Source organism: Laedolimicola intestinihominis (assembly GCF_040096155.1).
Lineage (GTDB): Bacteria > Bacillota > Clostridia > Lachnospirales > Lachnospiraceae > Laedolimicola > Laedolimicola intestinihominis.
In genome coordinates this window covers 28,959-45,084 of record NZ_JBBMFE010000015.1, presented here as the reverse complement: position 1 = coordinate 45,084, position 16,126 = coordinate 28,959, and the positions used below count along the sequence as shown (strand labels likewise).

11 protein-coding genes are annotated in these 16,126 nt (G+C 52.4%); 3 read left to right on the top strand and 8 right to left on the bottom strand.

Features of this window, described 5'->3' with window-relative positions:
• Positions 1-157 precede the first annotated feature (157 nt).
• The 7 genes from WMO29_RS13870 to hypB are packed head-to-tail and all read right to left on the bottom strand — an operon-like array spanning position 158 to position 6,139.
• Positions 158-868, bottom strand: a complete 711-nt coding sequence (locus WMO29_RS13870; RefSeq protein WP_349165166.1) for a carbon monoxide dehydrogenase — start codon at positions 866-868, stop codon at positions 158-160.
• The gene (locus WMO29_RS13865) at positions 868-1,035 is read right to left on the bottom strand and encodes a hypothetical protein (RefSeq protein ID WP_178038792.1); all 168 of its coding nucleotides are present in this window, start codon (positions 1,033-1,035) and stop codon (positions 868-870) included. The genes WMO29_RS13870 and WMO29_RS13865 overlap by 1 nt, the downstream gene beginning before the upstream one ends.
• 3 nt (positions 1,036-1,038) lie before the next feature.
• Positions 1,039-1,839, bottom strand: coding sequence for an acyl-CoA dehydratase activase (locus WMO29_RS13860; protein WP_178038839.1), 801 nt, complete (start codon positions 1,837-1,839; stop codon positions 1,039-1,041).
• Positions 1,840-1,877: 38 nt separating this feature from the next.
• Positions 1,878-3,428 carry a 2-hydroxyacyl-CoA dehydratase family protein gene (locus WMO29_RS13855; RefSeq protein WP_349165165.1) on the bottom strand — a complete coding sequence of 517 codons (1,551 nt, stop codon included), beginning with the start codon at positions 3,426-3,428 and terminating at the stop codon, positions 1,878-1,880.
• Positions 3,428-4,615, bottom strand: a complete 1,188-nt coding sequence (locus WMO29_RS13850) for a 2-hydroxyacyl-CoA dehydratase family protein (RefSeq protein WP_349165163.1) — start codon at positions 4,613-4,615, stop codon at positions 3,428-3,430. Before WMO29_RS13850 ends, WMO29_RS13855 begins: the two co-directional genes overlap by 1 nt.
• Before the next feature lie 39 nt (positions 4,616-4,654).
• Entirely contained in the window at positions 4,655-5,446 is a 792-nt protein-coding gene (locus WMO29_RS13845; RefSeq protein ID WP_349165162.1) for an ATP-binding protein, read from the bottom strand.
• 21 nt (positions 5,447-5,467) lie between these two features.
• On the bottom strand, positions 5,468-6,139 hold the full coding sequence (hypB, locus tag WMO29_RS13840; protein ID WP_178038805.1) for a hydrogenase nickel incorporation protein HypB: 672 nt from the start codon (positions 6,137-6,139) through the stop codon (positions 5,468-5,470).
• 301 nt (positions 6,140-6,440) lie between these two features.
• Between hypB and WMO29_RS13835 the strand changes: the two genes are divergently transcribed.
• The 3 genes from WMO29_RS13835 (at position 6,441) to WMO29_RS13825 (ending at position 9,107) form a co-directional block, all read left to right on the top strand.
• Positions 6,441-7,148, top strand: a complete 708-nt coding sequence (locus tag WMO29_RS13835; protein ID WP_349165160.1) for a FadR/GntR family transcriptional regulator — start codon at positions 6,441-6,443, stop codon at positions 7,146-7,148.
• Positions 7,149-7,205: 57 nt separating this feature from the next.
• Entirely contained in the window at positions 7,206-7,862 is a 657-nt protein-coding gene (locus tag WMO29_RS13830) for a type II secretion system protein (protein ID WP_349165159.1), read from the top strand.
• 273 nt (positions 7,863-8,135) lie between these two features.
• Positions 8,136-9,107: a calcium/sodium antiporter gene (locus WMO29_RS13825; protein ID WP_349165157.1), complete on the top strand. Its 972-nt coding sequence runs from the start codon at positions 8,136-8,138 to the stop codon at positions 9,105-9,107.
• A 117-nt stretch (positions 9,108-9,224) separates the two neighbouring features.
• Here the strand turns inward: WMO29_RS13825 and WMO29_RS13820 are convergent, their stop codons facing one another.
• Positions 9,225-16,124 (bottom strand): MBG domain-containing protein, encoded by a 6,900-nt coding sequence (locus tag WMO29_RS13820; RefSeq protein WP_349165155.1) that lies wholly within the window; start codon positions 16,122-16,124, stop codon positions 9,225-9,227.
• Between the last annotated feature and the right edge of the window lie 2 nt (positions 16,125-16,126).

The window sequence follows — 16,126 nt, the reverse complement described above, 5'->3', positions numbered from 1 at the left end:
GTCATCTCCTTTTTCTTTTTAATATATTTACTCCGGCGCGCAAGAATTAGCTTCTGCGAAGCTAATTCTCACGGGCTTCGCCCTATGAAGACAGCCAGAAACTGTGCCTGTGAAAGCGAGCTTTCCCATTCACAGTTTCCGTCTGTCTTCGCACGCCTCATTGCTTACGTGAAAAGTGCAGTTCCCGTAAACCTTCCACTTCGTCACACACCTGCTTCAGTCCGCAGACCCCGCAGTCCATGGTGAGGTTCTGCATCATATGGTCTAACGTCCCGGTAATTCTTTCACTTTCCCGGCCAAGCGTTTCCAGCTCCTGATACGGGAATCCATTCGCCGTCACATAATGGATTTCCACTGCCTCCACCTCCGGGTGGCTGTGAAAGGCCGCGATCATCCGGCTGCCGGTCTTCGCGAAATTCAGACCTTTTTTCAGGGCTTCTTTGCCAATACGGACGCTCTCCCGCCGTTTGGAGGAAGATACCCGCAGCATGAAGCCCTCCGGGTAAAAATGGTAGCGGGTATACTCAAGATTCCGGATAGCCCGGTAGAGCTTTTTCCCCTCGCCCAGGGTATCCTCGCCCACCCGCACCAGGGCGATCCTTGCAAATGGCGTATCAGCGTCGATTTCCGGCAAATCCGTCCCGGTTAAGAACACGCCGTCGCCGGGAACCAGGTCTTTCGAGGCCGTCACCAGGGTGACGCCCAGGGCCGGCAGGCTGCCGCCGCCCAGCTCGTAGGCCATGTCGCTTCGAAGAAGCATGCTCCGGTCGGAAACGGAGGGCCAGGCTGTGGCGTCGTGGGGAAGCTGCTGCTTTTCACTGCTCAGCAGTGCTCGGACTTTCCTTATGGTTTCATCATACAGCTTCATTATAAATGCTTATCCCTGTCGATTTTATCGTAATGCTTTTCAAAAAGCGGCGCCAGCGCTGCGGTCAGCTTCATATCCAGATTGAAGAAATAGACCGCAAAGGACAGGACGAACAAAACTGCCGCAATAATCGCGATTATCACGATTGCATGTAAAATTCCTGTCATTCTTTACGCCTCCTTCGCCATGCCCTTCTGTCTCGCGAACTCCGCCGCTCCCAGGGCTCCCATGAGCTGCGGATCGATGGGAAGCTCGGTAACCTTCAGCTTCAGCACCTTTTCAATGGCCGCTTTTAGCCCATCGTTCTTGGCACAGCCGCCGGTCAGGGTCACGCTTCCTGCGGCTCCGGCCTTTTTGCTCATGACAAAGCAGCGCTTCGCCACGGAAAGCTCGATGCCCGCCGCGATCTCGTCCATGGGCTTGCCCTCGCCCACCAGGGAAATGACCTCGGACTCAGCAAAAACCGTACATTGGGACGTAATCGGAATCACATTTTTTGCCTGTAAGGAAAGTCTGGAAAACTCGGTCAAATCCATTTCAAAGGCTCTGGCCATGGCCTCGAAGAACCGTCCCGTTCCCGCCGCGCATTTGTCGTTCATGGCAAAATTCAGCACCGTGCCATCCGTATCCACAGCGATACCTTTTACGTCCTGTCCGCCGATGTCGATAATAGCACGGACGCTCGGATCCGCCACATGGACGCCCATGGCGTGACAGCTGATCTCGGAGATATTTTCATCCGCAAAGGGCACCTTATTGCGGCCATAGCCGGTGCCCACCAGATAGGCCAGGTCCTCGGCGCTTCCAAGCTCCGGCACCTTCTCCACGGCCTGCTTTAAGGCGTCCTCGGCGCTTAAAACCGCGTTGATACGGCTTCGAAGCGTCACGTCGGACACCATTTTCCCATTCTCGTCGATAATGACGCATTTTGTATACGTACTTCCGGAATCACATCCGCCAAAATATTTCATGTCTCTCTCCCCCTTCTTACCATGCAGAGCCTGAATTCTTACCATGACTGCTCATCCGTCAGAATCTCCAGGCTCGGATCCAGCGGTTCTTCCCGGAACACGGTCCGCATGTAACGGTTTACCTGATCGCGGATGGCCTGTCTGGAAATGACTCTCGGATCAAACAGGTCGTGGGTTACCCAGATCAGATGAATGCCCTTCTCCCGGGCCTTCTCCTCAAACTGGCCGTGCATACCGGTCAGAGCCTTGCAGCTCATGTGCTCCCAGAGAATAACCGTGTCGGCCCGGAACTCCTCGCAGAACTCCCAGAGCTCGTCCAACAGAACCCTGTAGCCGCCGTGAGTCCGATTTCTCATGATCATATTCTCGGTCAGCCACGCCATATCGTAGATGGCCTGCTCCTTGTCATCCTCGGACAGCACCCTGGTGGACACCATGGACAGCATATCCGTCAGCGGCAGGATGCCCCAGCAGTTCTGCAGCCAGATCAGAAAATCAAAGTAGAAATGGGACTGCACACCCCAGACGATGGCCCTGTGGCGGTACTCCGGCAGGACCTTATGCTTCGCCTTGTAAGCCTTCTCCGCCAGCGCCGTAATCCTTCGGTCTGCCTCCAGAAAGTCCGGATCCTTGCCGCAGATGGCCATGTAATTGGTCTCCGTATACAACGCCAGGTTGGATCCGAATACCTGGGGGTAATCGGTCTTATTCATTTCCAGCCACTCCAGACGATGGCGGGTGGACTCATTCACGCGCCCGGCACAGGTGAAATAGGCATCCCAGTCCCAGTTCTCCCCTGTCTGCTCTTCAATGAACTTGATACAGTTCCGGATTTCCTGGGCCGCGTATTCCTGCACGTCCTCCTCCTGATGGCGGAGCGGCGCTGCCAGCTGGAAGCAGGGCACGCCGTCCTCCAGCTCCAGCCTCTTGGAAATGACGCTGTTGCCCATGAGTGATCCGTCGCAGGTGGTGTTGCACTGTACCGCGCAGGCGCCCAGTATCGGAAAATCGTCGTCGATGGATACGCCCGCCTCGGCCTCCGGCATGGGACATACGTCGCCGGGCAGACCGTATTCCTGTGCCACGTCAATGTAATGGCAGGCCCCGTACTGATTCAGCAGCACCGATACATAGACCGCCGGCGTCTCACGGCTCAGTCCCTTCAGGGTCGGGAAGCCCATCATCACGGCCGTCATCTCATTTTCGTCCATCAGGACTACCTTGTCAGACAGCTTCTTGTCGTTGCCGATGCGGCGGTCTGCCTTGAACAGATTGTCCAGAAGCTTCGCCACGTCCGCCATAACCAGGTCGAACTCGGTATGGGCGATACGAAGCTGCGGACCGCGCAGCCCCTGGGTGTGCCGATCCACCATCATGGGCGCGGCCAGATAGTTGGCCATCCAGCGATAGCGGAAAAAGGCTTTGATGTTCCGGGGCTTCACGATGAATTTTGACAGAATCCCCATAATATGTAACCAACGGGTGTAATCATAAAAGGTGTCCTTCAGTCCCCGCCATTCTCTGCGGTTCCGGACCTTGCCGGTGGTGTAGAAGCTTCCCAGCGGCTCGCTTCCCCATTCTTTTCCCATTATTTCCCACCTCCCTGGATTTTCTTAATCTCGATACTCTCCACGAAGGCCTGGACACGGGTACGAAGCTGGCCGGAATGACCCACCGCGTAGGGGCGGTCCACCGACAGCACCGGGTAATGGTACTCGTCCCGAAGCACCTGGGTTCCCACGGTCCGCTCGTAGGCCCAGGGGTCACAGAACTTCATCTGCTCATAGATGATACCGTCTGCATGATATTCCTCCGCCAGCTTCGCCACGTAGGCCCGCCGTCCCTGAATCTTCTCCTGATTCATATAGCGGGCACACTGAGCCCGGTTCATGTACTGACGGCAGACCTGCGTCAGGGCGTCCTCATCCTCAGTCAGCACGATCTCGTCCCTGCCCGGAAATGATCCATAACAGAACCGGTCGGCGCACACGTAAGCGCCACAGTCCTCAATGAGCTTCACCACATCCACATCATCCACCTCGGAGCCCACCAGCACCACCCGGGCCCGGTACTTCTTTGTATCCGGCTCGCGGGTCTTCAGCTCCTCCAGGGTATCCTCCAGGATCGGAATCAGCATATCCTTCGGTGCCACATAGGTAGCCATGGTCAGGATATGGAACTCGTAGCCGGTGATGCGCGGATGCTCCTCCTTCCGGTATTCGCCGATGGCGCGGATCAGCTGACAGACACGGTTGTGCTCCGCCACGGCCTGACGGATGGCACTGTCGGACATATCGATGCCGAAATGCTCTTTTAAGGGCGTCAGCACATGGTTTCGGCACTGCAAGATATAGAGATTCAGGCCGTTTTCATCATTTTTCATGGGAATCTCCATGTATTCATAAAAGAAGTCCGGCTTCTCCATGGTGTGCAGAAGCTCCATATTCTCGATGCAGCGGTTCAGCATGGTACAGCCGTCCGGCGTGATCAGACAGTCCGTGAAGTTGTAGCCGCCTTCCATGGCACGCTCCAACAGAGCTCTGGTGTACTCGCACAGGAAGCTGGTCATATAATAGGTAGCCATTTCCATGGAGCCGGTCCGGGGCGCCCGAAGACGCACCGAGAATGTCCCCGGAAGATTCAGAAGCGGTTCCGGAACATTTTCACAGACCGTGGCGATGCATTTGCGGCCCTCACCCTGGGCCTGACGCACCAGATCGTTGTTGGCGTCCTCTAAAAGCCGCTCCAGCTCATAGAGATGCTTTAAGTCTTTCATTCCCTCTCTCCCCTCAGTTTTTCTTATTATCAAATGCTTTTAATGTTCCCCGTCCAGCAGACCGATTTTCGTCAGGGCTTCCCGTGCGCCCCGGACGATGGCCGCATCCTTTGGCAGGAAAAATACATTTTCTCCCTTAAGATCAAATTCCGCCAGGGCCGCGTCCGACGGGATGTAGGCCAGCACCGGGATATCGCCCATATCCAGATACTGCTTCACATCCATAGAGGGCAGCCGGTTGGCGATGGCTCCCACCTGCTCGTACATGACCAGCTCGTCCGCCACTTTTTTAATGGTCCGGATGACCTGCGTGCCCTTGCGGCTGGAATCGGTGATGAGAAGAAGGTGCGTCACCTTCTCCATGACACGGCGGTTGATCTGCTCGACGCCCGCCTCTCCGTCGATGACCACATAGTCAAAATTGTCAGCCAGAATGCTGATAACCTCCTTCAGGTACAGGTTTACCTTACAGTAACAGCCTGCCGCCTCGGGACGTCCCACAGCGATGAAGCTGAAGCCGTCAGCCTCCACCAGGGCATCGAAGATGCGGTAACGGGCCTCGCCCAGCAGCTCCACCGCGTCCCGGGTGTCGCCCTTCTCAGCTGCCGCTACGACGGCTTTGCGAATATCATCAATGGTAATTTCCACCTCGATGCCCAGAGCCGTGGACAGCCCCACCGCAGGATCCGCGTCGATGGCCAGGATGCGGCTGTCCGGGTGGTTTTCTGCCAGCAGGCGAACGATGCTGGCCGCAATGGAGGTCTTACCTACGCCGCCTTTTCCGGCAACGGCGAGGATTTTGGTATCATGCTTTTCTTTGTCTGATGGCATAAAATGTTCTCCCCTCTTCCTCTAGCTTCTCCAGCTTTTTGCCTCTCTCACAATCCAGTCAGCCAGCGCCTCTACGCCCTCGCCGGTCTTTGCGGAAATGTAGAGAATCGTGATATTCGGATTCCTGAGCTTCGCGTTCGCCTCTAATTTTTCTTTGCTGAAATCAAAATACGGCATCACATCCGTCTTATTCACCACCAGCAGATCGCATTTCTCATACATCAGCGGATACTTCAGCGGCTTATCGTCGCCCTCAGGTACGGACAGGATTGTCATATTTTTCACAGCTCCCGTGTCGAACTCCGCCGGGCACACCAGATTGCCCACATTTTCCAGAATCACCAGCTCCGCATCGTCGAGGCCGAACTCGTAAAGCCCCTGTCTCGTCATATCCGCGTCCAGGTGGCACATGCCGCCGGTGTGGATCTGGATGGACTTTACTCCCGCTTTTGTCATGGTCTCCGCGTCCACCGCCGAGTCAATATCAGCCTCCATCACGCCCATTTTGATACGGCCTTCCAGGGCCTTCGCCAGCGCCAGCAGTGTGGTGGTCTTCCCTGATCCCGGTGAGGACATCAGATTCAGCAGGAATACCTTCTTCTCCTTCAGCTCCTGCCGGAGTCTCTCCGCGTCCGCGTCGTTGTCCGCGAAGATGCTGCGCTTCACTTCTATGATTCGAATTTTATCTTCCATTTCATAACGCTCCCATTCTTTTTGATCGTATATTATCATTTTCTGACATTATTACACACTTGTAAAGTGGCAAAGTTGCCAAAAAAATCACAATCTCTTTTATGGTCGTGGTCTGACCAGTTTTTATGCATCTTTACCAGGAAGCCTTCTGTTATTCTCTGGTTTTAGTCTGACCAATTTTCATTGACTTACCCAGGATTCCATGCTATATTGAAGCTGTTGAAGCCGCAGGGTTCCAAAACCATCTGCGGTTGTTTTCTGTCCTGCTTTACAGGAATTTTATAGGAAATGAGGTGCTTACTTGGCTTTTAGGAAAATTGACGCGCCTTCGATTAAGGAGCTGTTTCTGAGCCAGATGGAGGAAATGATTCTCTCCGGCGAGCTGAAGCCGGGAGACAAGCTGCCGCCGGAGCGGGAACTGGCAGATACCATGGGAATCAGCAAAACTGTAGTACACGAAGGCATCCGGGAGCTTTCAAGACGGGGCTTTCTCGACGTGCTGTCCCGGAAAGGCGTCCATGTGGCCGACTATACCAGTACCGGCAACCTGGATACGCTCTTTGCCATGATCCGTTACCGGGGCGGTATGCCGGATCGGAAAATTCTGATCAGCCTTCTGGACACCCGCCTTTACCTGGAATGCCCTGCCCTGCGAATTCTCTGTGAGCGGCAGGATCCGGCAGACCTTGCGAAGCTCTCCGAAATTCTGGATGCTGTCCGGAAAGCCTTAGACCTGGATATCACGGACTTCGCGTCAGCCCTGTTCCTATATCGCCGGACCATCGTAACGCTGACCGGCAACTGCATCTCGCCGCTGGTGATGAACGCGTTTTTCCAGTCTTCCATTACGGCCTGGACCGATTGCTGCGAATACATCGGACGGGAACGGCTTCTGGAGATTTTGTCAGAAACCAGTGATTGCATCCGCCAGGGCAATGCAGACCGGGCTGTGGAGCTTTTCACCGGGTGCATTGAACAATTTAAAGCGCATCTGAACGATGCTTATTAACCATGTCATTTATGAAAAATAGAAACACCAAAGACATACGCAAAAAAGGAGATTTTTATGAAGCTGTTACATTGGATACAAAAGCAACGGAATCGAAAAGCTGGCTTTACACTGGTGGAGCTCATCGTAGTACTGGTCATTCTGGCTATCCTGGCTGCGCTGCTGGTACCGGCGCTGACCGGATATATGGATAAGGCGAAGGAAAAGCAGGTGATAGCGGAAACGCGGTCGCTTTTAACGGCGATTCAGACGGAAGCTTCTGAATTGTATGCAGAAGATAAAATTCCACAGGATAACCCGTCGCTTCAAAATTATCCCGCCCTTGCTTCAAAAAATGACGTCGCCTCAGACGACGACAGCTATTTTCTTACATCAGATGAGTTAAAAGAAAACTACAATAAAATAGTCTCTTTAAGCGAATTGAAAAGTCTTGAAAATGGCAAAGGCTCTTTTATCTGTGCCGTAGATGGCAAGGGTAAAGTACGTTCTATTATTTATAATGCCGGAAATGGATATACCGGATTATATTTTGCCGAAACAGCCGAATATATGGCTGTTAAAGCTTCAACAAGTGAAAATGCGGGCGCTTATGACCGTTATATTAATAAGGTTATTGCAACTCATTATTATGCGACCAATCCACAACTTGATCCCTGGGGACGCACTATGATTCTATTTCAACTGGGATATGGCAATCCTCCCGAATATAATTAAATTCGACCATGCGCTGCCTATTGAAAAAAATTATTGACAAGCCCCGCCCCCGTCTGCTATCATAGACCCAGCATAAAAGAGTATTCCGTGAGGGAGTAGTTTGCACGCAAGTGTGGTTTGTCAACAACCTCGGTGCCTGTGGCACCTGGCAAATCTTAAAAAATGAGACTCATGTATACCGTTCTTTTCGGGAAAGGTATATAGGAGTCTTTTTTATGTGCCGGGGTTGTATCTGTGATACGGTTCCGATTCCATTTCCAAGGAGGATTTTCTATGAACACATTTTTTCAGAGCGTACCCTTCGCTGTGGTACTGCTCATCATTGGTTTTGCGTTTCTGGTAAAAGGCGCTGACGCTTTTGTGGAGGGCAGCAGCAGTATCGCCAAGCATTTTCAGGTACCGTCGCTTATCATCGGCATGACCATCGTAGCCATGGGAACCAGCCTGCCGGAGACGGCAGTCAGCGTCACCGCTTCCATCGCCGGCAGCAACGCCCTGGCCGTCAGCAACGCCGTAGGCTCCAACATCTTCAACCTGATGGTGGTCATCGGCGTCTGCGCGGTTCTGACTCCGGTAGCCGTTCAAAAAAGCTCTCTGAAAATCGATATTCCCTTTTCCATAGTCTGCGCCCTGCTGCTTCTGGTGCTGGGACACGATCGCATGATGCTGACTCGGGTCAACGGCCTGATTCTCATCGTTCTGTTCGCCTTTTTTATTCTGTATATGATCCGGTCAGCCCAGCACTCCATGAACAATGAAGACTCGGAATTTGCCGCAGAGGCCGCAGACATGAAGGTCATGTCCGTGCCTAAGAGCCTGATTTTCATCGTCATCGGTATCGCGGGTATCACGCTTGGCAGCGACTGGGTCGTGGATGGCGCCAAAACCATCGCTTCCGCTTTCGGCATCAGCGAGAATCTCATCGGCCTGACCATCGTGGCCTTCGGCACCAGCCTGCCAGAGCTGATGACCTCCATCGTGGCGGCACGCAAGAATGAGGTGGACATGGCGCTGGGCAACGCCGTAGGCTCTAATATCTTCAACATCCTGATGGTCCTCGGTATCGCCTCCGCCTTAAGCCCCATCGCCTTTATCCAGGAAAATATCATCGACATCATCATCCTGGTAGGCTTCAGCTTCATCGTGTGGCTCATGGCCTGGACGAAGCACAGGCTCGACAAAATCGAAGGCCTGGCTATGATTCTGCTGTATGCGGGATACGTGGTTTACATTTGTATAAGATAAAGAAGGACCGGAGATCCATTTTAACCAATGGTCTCCGGCCTTTCTTTTATCCTGCTATGTAACTATAATTTCATCTGTTTCCGTAATTTTAATATAGGTAGTTATGTCAGTCCTCTTTTACTGTCTTTTCTTTCTCCGGATCGCCGCTGCGATGATACCTGTCGCTGCCACGGCCAGGATCATCCAGGCCAGCGGCTGGTTCCGGTCGCCGGTGTTGGCGGAGGTTACCGGGGCTTTGGATGATCCGCCGGAGCTGCCCTTGCTGTCATTTTTCCTGTCATCCGGTTTCGTCTCAATCCTGGTGTCCTTGCAGACAATCGCATAATCGGAGAACTTGTCGGTCTCGAAGGTGTATTCCCTCGTATCCTTGTCGAAGCTTCCGTTCAGGACGGTCAGCTCCCCATCATGCATCCGAAGAATGAAGTATTCACGGGAAATGGTGCTGTCCGTGTTCACAAGCTCGTCCGGAATACGGATAGTCAGGCGAATCTTCGCGCCCGGCTCTGAAATACGTTCCACGCTCTCGCCTATCTGACGAAACAGCTCCGCACTGAAGTATACAAGCCTTGCGTTTTCTCCGGCCGTCTTCTTCGCTTCCTGTTCAAAGGCAGCCTTCTCTTCCTCTGCCAGATCGGTCTTCGTGATTTCCACCCAGATCTTCGCCTCTTTTCCTTCCGCTATGGCTGCCTTCTCTGCCTCGCTAAAGATTCCCGGCGCGTCCAGCAGCTCCTTCTTTGTATTATAGATACCACCGGAAGCAATCGGCGCGTCCTGTGTAATCTCCAAATCCACGCGCAGATCGCCCTGACCGGTTCCATCCTCATCCGGAGACTGTCCCGTCGCCGGAATCACCTCGTACATCTTCTGACCGCAGCCTTCCCGTCCGCAGGTCTTCTCCTGCCGTCCGTTTTCTGTAGCCGTGGCTTCCTTTACCAGCTTCCATTCTCCGGTCCAGTCATGTCCCAGCGCCGGGATTTCCACGGACGCTATCATCACCTTTTCGCACACGGAGCAGCTTCGTTCCTCTGTGGAACCGTTCTTTGTACAGGTGGGCGCTGCCGCAGCCGCGGATACCTTCGCCTGATCGTGATCCCCGATGGTAAAGGCTCCTGCTTTGTCAGAAACTGTAATCTCATAATTGGGATTCTCACTCTCTGCGCCTGCTGCCAGACCTGCCATAATTTTGTAGGCTCCGGCCGTCTCGCCTTCCTCACGGCTCACGGTAATTCCCTTCAGACTGTCTCCCTCTGCCAGAGTTCCTTCTGTAATGCGGTAAGTCAGCTTCGGATCTGCCTTCTCTATATGCTTCCCTGCGTCATCCGCCCGAATGGTAACCGCCGCTTTTTGAATGGTAAATACAGCGGTCTTCCCGTCCGGCAGCTGATAATTCGCGTTGTCCAGGGCTGCCGCTTCCGCCCTATAGGTTCCGGCTGTCTTCTGCGCGCCCTTCATGCCTGTTACCTGACAGCTATCTCCATCGCAAAGGGAACTGCTGTCCACAGTCACGGTGGGGATTTTTTCGGTTCCGTCATAAGTAAACATCGTGGTTCCCCATGTAAGCGCCACCGTTTTCGGCGTAATCGTAATGGTCCGGGAGCCGGTCTCTGTCTCATAATTTTCGCTTGTTACCTGATAATATACGGTGTAGGTTCCCGCGTCGCGATACGTAACCGGATCACTCTGCCAGGACGCGTCCTCAGAAGCCCGATAAGAAATCTCCGCGTCTGCAGGCTCAGTCACCGTCACGGTAATGCCATGCTTCTGTCCATCATAGGTTCCGCTGTAATCCTCAGCCGTCAACGTCATCCGCTTTTTCGTAATGGAAAATTCCTTTGTATCCACCGCCTCTGTATGGCTGTCATCCTGCGCCACCGTAACACGTACCACGTAGGTTCCATAATCCTTCGGGGCCTCTTTTGTGTAGGTGCTGTCATCCGCGCCCTTCACCTTGTATACAATCGTTACGTTGGCGTCATTTGTACCCCGCTCGTTGGCGGTGGTAATACTCGGCTTGCTGACCGGTCTGCCATCGTACACCTTCGACTGTTCGCCAAGAATGGTTACAACGCCCTGCGCTCTGCTGACCACAACCGTAATCGTAGAATCCGCAGGCTTCTCACCCTCGGCTCCATCCTCCCAGGCATGGCCGTTGGCGTTGTACGCTGCGGTCAGGGTATGGGCTCCGTCTGTCAGGGACTTCAGGTAAGCTGCTGTCAGAATCAGGTGCTTCTCTCCGTTTACCTCTTTTATTTGATAAGCTCCCGCTGCTACATCCTCTGTTCCTTCTTTTATAGAAGCAACCGTATTCTCCGCCACCCGGATTCCGGTATCCTGATCCGCTGTGGTCGTCTTTACGAAGTTCACTTCTCCGGTGGCTGTGGCGTCTGTGTAAACTACTACGCCGTTGGAATTCAGAATGGTAACATTCCCGGCGTTATCGGTGATTTTGAAATAAAGAATCTGGCTGGCATTGGCCGGTATGGCAAGGCTGTTTGTATCCAGTTTTTTCCAGTATCCATTTTCCTGGTATCCGCCGGGCGCATTCACGCTCTGGTACTCAATCTTCGCCACACCGCTTACTTCGTCCGCCGCCGTTACCGTAATTTCTGCTTTCTCCCTGAAAAACCATTTCCACAGAACACTGTCTGTCTGCTCAATCTCTCTTGTGTTAATCTGAAGCTTACCGGTGGGCGCTGTCAAATCCACTTTGATAACCGGCAATGCTGTCGGAGCTGTAATATATCCGGTAGCTGTCTGTCTCAGGCGATAGGTCTGCCCCTCATGATAGGTCCCGGAAGTCGTATAGCCAAAGCCGCCCTGCCAGGTTGCTCCGCCATCGGCAGAAATCTGGTAACCGTCAGCCGCTTTCAGTGTTACCTCTGACACGTACCAGTCGTTCTGTCCCTTTGTTCCGGTCACGCTGAGCGGGCTTTCCGGGGCTGTGAGATAGGCGATACTCCAGCTCTGGGATGTATTTGTGGCGCTATCCAGGGTGTAGTTGGGATTGCCCAGCGCTGTCACCCTTGCTGTATAATTTCCTGCCTCTGTTTCTGTGTTTCCGATATATTCCAGTTTAAAGCTATCATCTGTATCCGGAGAAACCTTGTTCGTTACAGTGGCCGTGACAGACTGGGCGTCGCCCTTATAGGTTAGCTTTGTCTCACTCCACTGAAGCGCTGCAGGTCTCGGAAGAATCGTAAACTCTGCCGTTTTACTGCAGGCTTCATACAGATCCGTAGCCGCGTAGGTGGCCTTTACTGTGTAGGTTCCTGCGGCGGTCGGCAGGGTCGCGGCTGCCTGTTCCTCGGACTGGCTGCTCAACCAATAGGTGTAAGACACATCCTGATTTGTCGTGCTGCTTGTGGACGCTGTCCAGGTATCGCCGTAAATAATATCGGTTTTCGCCGAATCGATATTGGCTACCGTTACATCCCCCATGGAACCGGCTGCCTTCTTCACGGTCAGGGTGGCGACGGCTTCTCCTTCACTGTAAAGCGGATCTCCCGCAGTATCGTTGACTGCCGATGTGGTCACCTTGATTTTGAAGGTACCGCATTTCGTTACTGTCAGCTTCTGATTTTCATCCAGCGTTCCGGTGCCGGTCACGCCCTCTCCTGTCAGAAGCTCATATGTCACGGTAACCTGGTCCTTATAGGGTGCCAGGCGGGAATCCAGGGTAAAGAATCCGGTTACATCGATCGGATTTTTCGCGTCATAAGTGACTTCGTCGCCCTGCGGCTTCACTACCGTATGTACGATTCGGTAAGAGCCCTTCGGAATCGTAATCTCCACCGGCGCGCTGGCGAAATTGGATTCGTGTTCGCCGTTTACCTGCTCCGCGATCAGGTAGGCGTAATAATCCACGCCACACTGTTTATCTCTTAAGCCTTCCGGAACCGTGAATTTCTTCGTGCAGTTGCCGTTTAGACCTTTATCGTAAGAAGTATTCCATTTATTATCCTTAAATTCTTTTTGTTCATCTACTTTTACACATCCAAGCAGTTTTGCACCATTTGTATTTCCCTCTGTATATTCCTTATCCAGAAACAGTACAGATACCTGATTAATCCGATAGTACGTTGTTGATGCGGGATATCCTTCCTTTGCATAATGACTCAGATCATAGGTAATGGTCACTTCATCCTCTGTCCGCTGGATATTCGTATCTGGTACAATTTTTATATTCTCTGTGTCGCTTTCTTCATCCTTACCGGCCAGCAGCGTCAGCTTGTATGCTGTTCCAAGCTTGCCTGCAGCACCGGTCGCAGCGTCATCTGCATTGGATGTAACCTCAGAAAGCAGGACATTGGTCAAATTCACATTGGTTGCTACACTTGTACCTGCCGTTGTGTTTGAATCCCGTACGATAGCTCCGGTATTCGACACATAACCAGTACCGCCATGCAGCCACCAGATCTCTGATGTACCGGTACGGGGTTCCTTTATTTTGCTTGTACCTGTACTTGCATTATTATAGCCATACCGACCGGACTGAGCCTGCTCCGACGTGACCATAAAAAATGAGGAATTTTTCGCACCATCCTCTGTGATTTTGCTGTCCACAAGTGCTTGTTTTTCGCTGTTTTTCATATAATCCGGATAGTTGGAAAGCGCAGAAATAGCACTGCTACCATATTCTCTCTTATATGGACGATCTGCTACCATCACCTTGTCACTGTCCAAAAACAGGGTATGTTCTCCGTTTTTGCCCAGCTCCGTGGTATCCTTGGACAGCACGCGGTACTTTACCGGTTTTCCCGGATTATACGAAGCATTATAGTTAAAGCTATACCCAAACCACACATAGCTTCCGCTCCAGGCGTCTGTTTCCGTCGGAATCGCCGGATTGCGCATAATGGAAGTACCAAGCCCCAGGCTGCGGCTGGTTACCGTACCGTCTGCGTCTGTGGCTGTGATGGCAGCGGTGCGGGGAATGAGGGTCAGATTATATCGGTCCGAATATTGTGTATCCTGCACCGTCCCCATATCGTATTCCTGATCGCTGAATACATAGTTCGCGTTCGTCACATTTCCAAATTTGGTAATCGTAACCGGCTTTTCTTCTGTCGGCGTCACATCTGTGGTAACACCAATCCGCATCTTCTCACCGGGATCCTGCACATAAATCCTTTGATTCTTACACAGATATACATTATCTGGCGTCGTTCCGTCTAATTCGGTATTTCCGTCGATGACGGTATCACGGGATACCTGAAAGGAATCTGAATCCGCGTTCTCGCAGTAAATACCGCCGCCTTTTTCTGCCTTATTTCCTGTGATTTTTATATTATATAAGCAAACCTTTCCATCATCGTCGACCTTACTGCTGCTGCCGCTGATCGCAATACCGCTTCCCGCATATCCTTCTGCATGGGTAATCCGATTGTCCGCTTCCTTACAGTCTGTCAGGTGGAGCTTTCCCTTCGTTGACACGGAAATTACAGCGCCATTCCCCTTCATCGTGATACTCTTTCCGCTCAGACACAGATACGTCCATCCTGTCGGCACATTCCAGGTTTCGGTTAATTCCACATCATTTACCAGATAATAATTTCCTGCTTCTGTGGGCAGGGAATCTGTCCGGTTCCAGGGGGTAAACGTATAGCTACTGTATTTCCACCCACATGCCGGATGCAGCTTTATATGCTCATCCCAGTTTGTACCTGTGTACCCGCACATATAATGCTTCTCCGACTCCCCCACCTGCACCTCATAGGGTTCGCTGGCGTAATCGGTTCCATATAAATCATTGTTATACTGTCCGGATGTATGTTCCACGATCAGGTACATGTGATAAGAGGATTTCAAATTTTCCGCAGTGACTCCTGTGTTTTCAGCAATCGAAAACGTTCCCTCTATGGTATAGCTGCCAGATCCATTATTTTTTTTCGTATTGTTATTATTTTCAGGATTTACATATCCATAGCACAGGATCTGCGCGCCTTCCGCGTTATAAGCTTTATCGGTGACCATGATGGACAGCTTATCGTCTGCATCTCCCTTATAGGTACAGGAGATCTGATACTGCCCGGCGCCTGTGTCATCTCTGATTCCTGCATAAGTCAGCGTCGCATCTTTCACACTTTTATCCGTATCCAGCAGGGTCAGCTTCCAGTCCGCGGCCTTATAGAACTCATCCCCAATCGTGTAAAGCCCGGAATCTGAACTATATTTCATGGAACCTGTTTTTGATACCATCAGGATTCTGGATGGATCCAGGTACATGGATGCTCCATTGATCTCTTCCATGTTTGTACCGTCAGCATAGAGCGCTGTCAAAGCGTTCCAATAATATGGCTGATCCTTCGGGAATACAAACCTGGTATAGGAAGAACCGGTTGTTTCCTTCGCCCTGGCAATCGCTCCTAATTCCTGACTCGTCAAGTCCGCTGTATTATAGAACAACCAATTTTTAGACTCATACTCCTTAACGCTGTTCAGCATCAGCCCGCCATTTTTCGCATCTGTGCTGAATACATTCGTCGAAGACAGAATCCGATACTGCATCGGGGTTCCGTTTGTCTCTTTGCCAAACCAGAGCAGATTGCCGTTGTCGCTGCTCCACCTTCCGTCTCCACCTGGTCTTAAGACCGTCGGATCCAGATAAGCCAGCTTCCCGCTTTCTGCCTGTGTACTTCCGTAGATAGCAATATCCGCCTCCCGGGTCTCCAGTTCATCCTTCTGCTCCCCGGAAGTCTCGCCCGTTCCTTCCGGATCTGCCGGTGTCTCGTTATCCTCCGGAGCGTCCGTATTCTGCTTCGGACCAGAGCCTGGCACTGTATTTTCATTCCCGCCCGGCTGCTCTCCATCGTTCTCCGGTTCGTCCTGTCCTTCGGTCTCTCCGGACACAGCCGCCCGGCCTTCTGTATTCTTCGGCTCCACGGCTGTCTGCTCCGCCGCGTTCTGTCTCGCCGCCGACGCCAGCGCTGTCACATCTACGCTTCCAAGCGTCAGTGCCACCGCCGTCAGAATCGCCAGAAAGCGCATTCCGCTGTTTCCTCGTAAGTATTTTCTCATGT

Excerpts from the sequence above, each read along its gene's own strand:
- WMO29_RS13870 (WP_349165166.1), bottom strand. The coding sequence starts at position 868 with ATGAAGCTGTATGATGAAACCATAAGGAAAGTCCGAGCACTGCTGAGC.
- WMO29_RS13865 (WP_178038792.1), bottom strand. The coding sequence starts at position 1,035 with ATGACAGGAATTTTACATGCAATCGTGATAATCGCGATTATTGCGGCA.
- WMO29_RS13860 (WP_178038839.1), bottom strand. The coding sequence starts at position 1,839 with ATGAAATATTTTGGCGGATGTGATTCCGGAAGTACGTATACAAAATGC.
- WMO29_RS13855 (WP_349165165.1), bottom strand. The coding sequence starts at position 3,428 with ATGGGAAAAGAATGGGGAAGCGAGCCGCTGGGAAGCTTCTACACCACC.
- WMO29_RS13850 (WP_349165163.1), bottom strand. The coding sequence starts at position 4,615 with ATGAAAGACTTAAAGCATCTCTATGAGCTGGAGCGGCTTTTAGAGGAC.
- WMO29_RS13845 (WP_349165162.1), bottom strand. The coding sequence starts at position 5,446 with ATGCCATCAGACAAAGAAAAGCATGATACCAAAATCCTCGCCGTTGCC.
- hypB (WP_178038805.1), bottom strand. The coding sequence starts at position 6,139 with ATGGAAGATAAAATTCGAATCATAGAAGTGAAGCGCAGCATCTTCGCG.
- WMO29_RS13830 (WP_349165159.1), top strand. The coding sequence starts at position 7,206 with ATGAAGCTGTTACATTGGATACAAAAGCAACGGAATCGAAAAGCTGGC.
- WMO29_RS13825 (WP_349165157.1), top strand. The coding sequence starts at position 8,136 with ATGAACACATTTTTTCAGAGCGTACCCTTCGCTGTGGTACTGCTCATC.
- WMO29_RS13820 (WP_349165155.1), bottom strand. The coding sequence starts at position 16,124 with ATGAGAAAATACTTACGAGGAAACAGCGGAATGCGCTTTCTGGCGATT.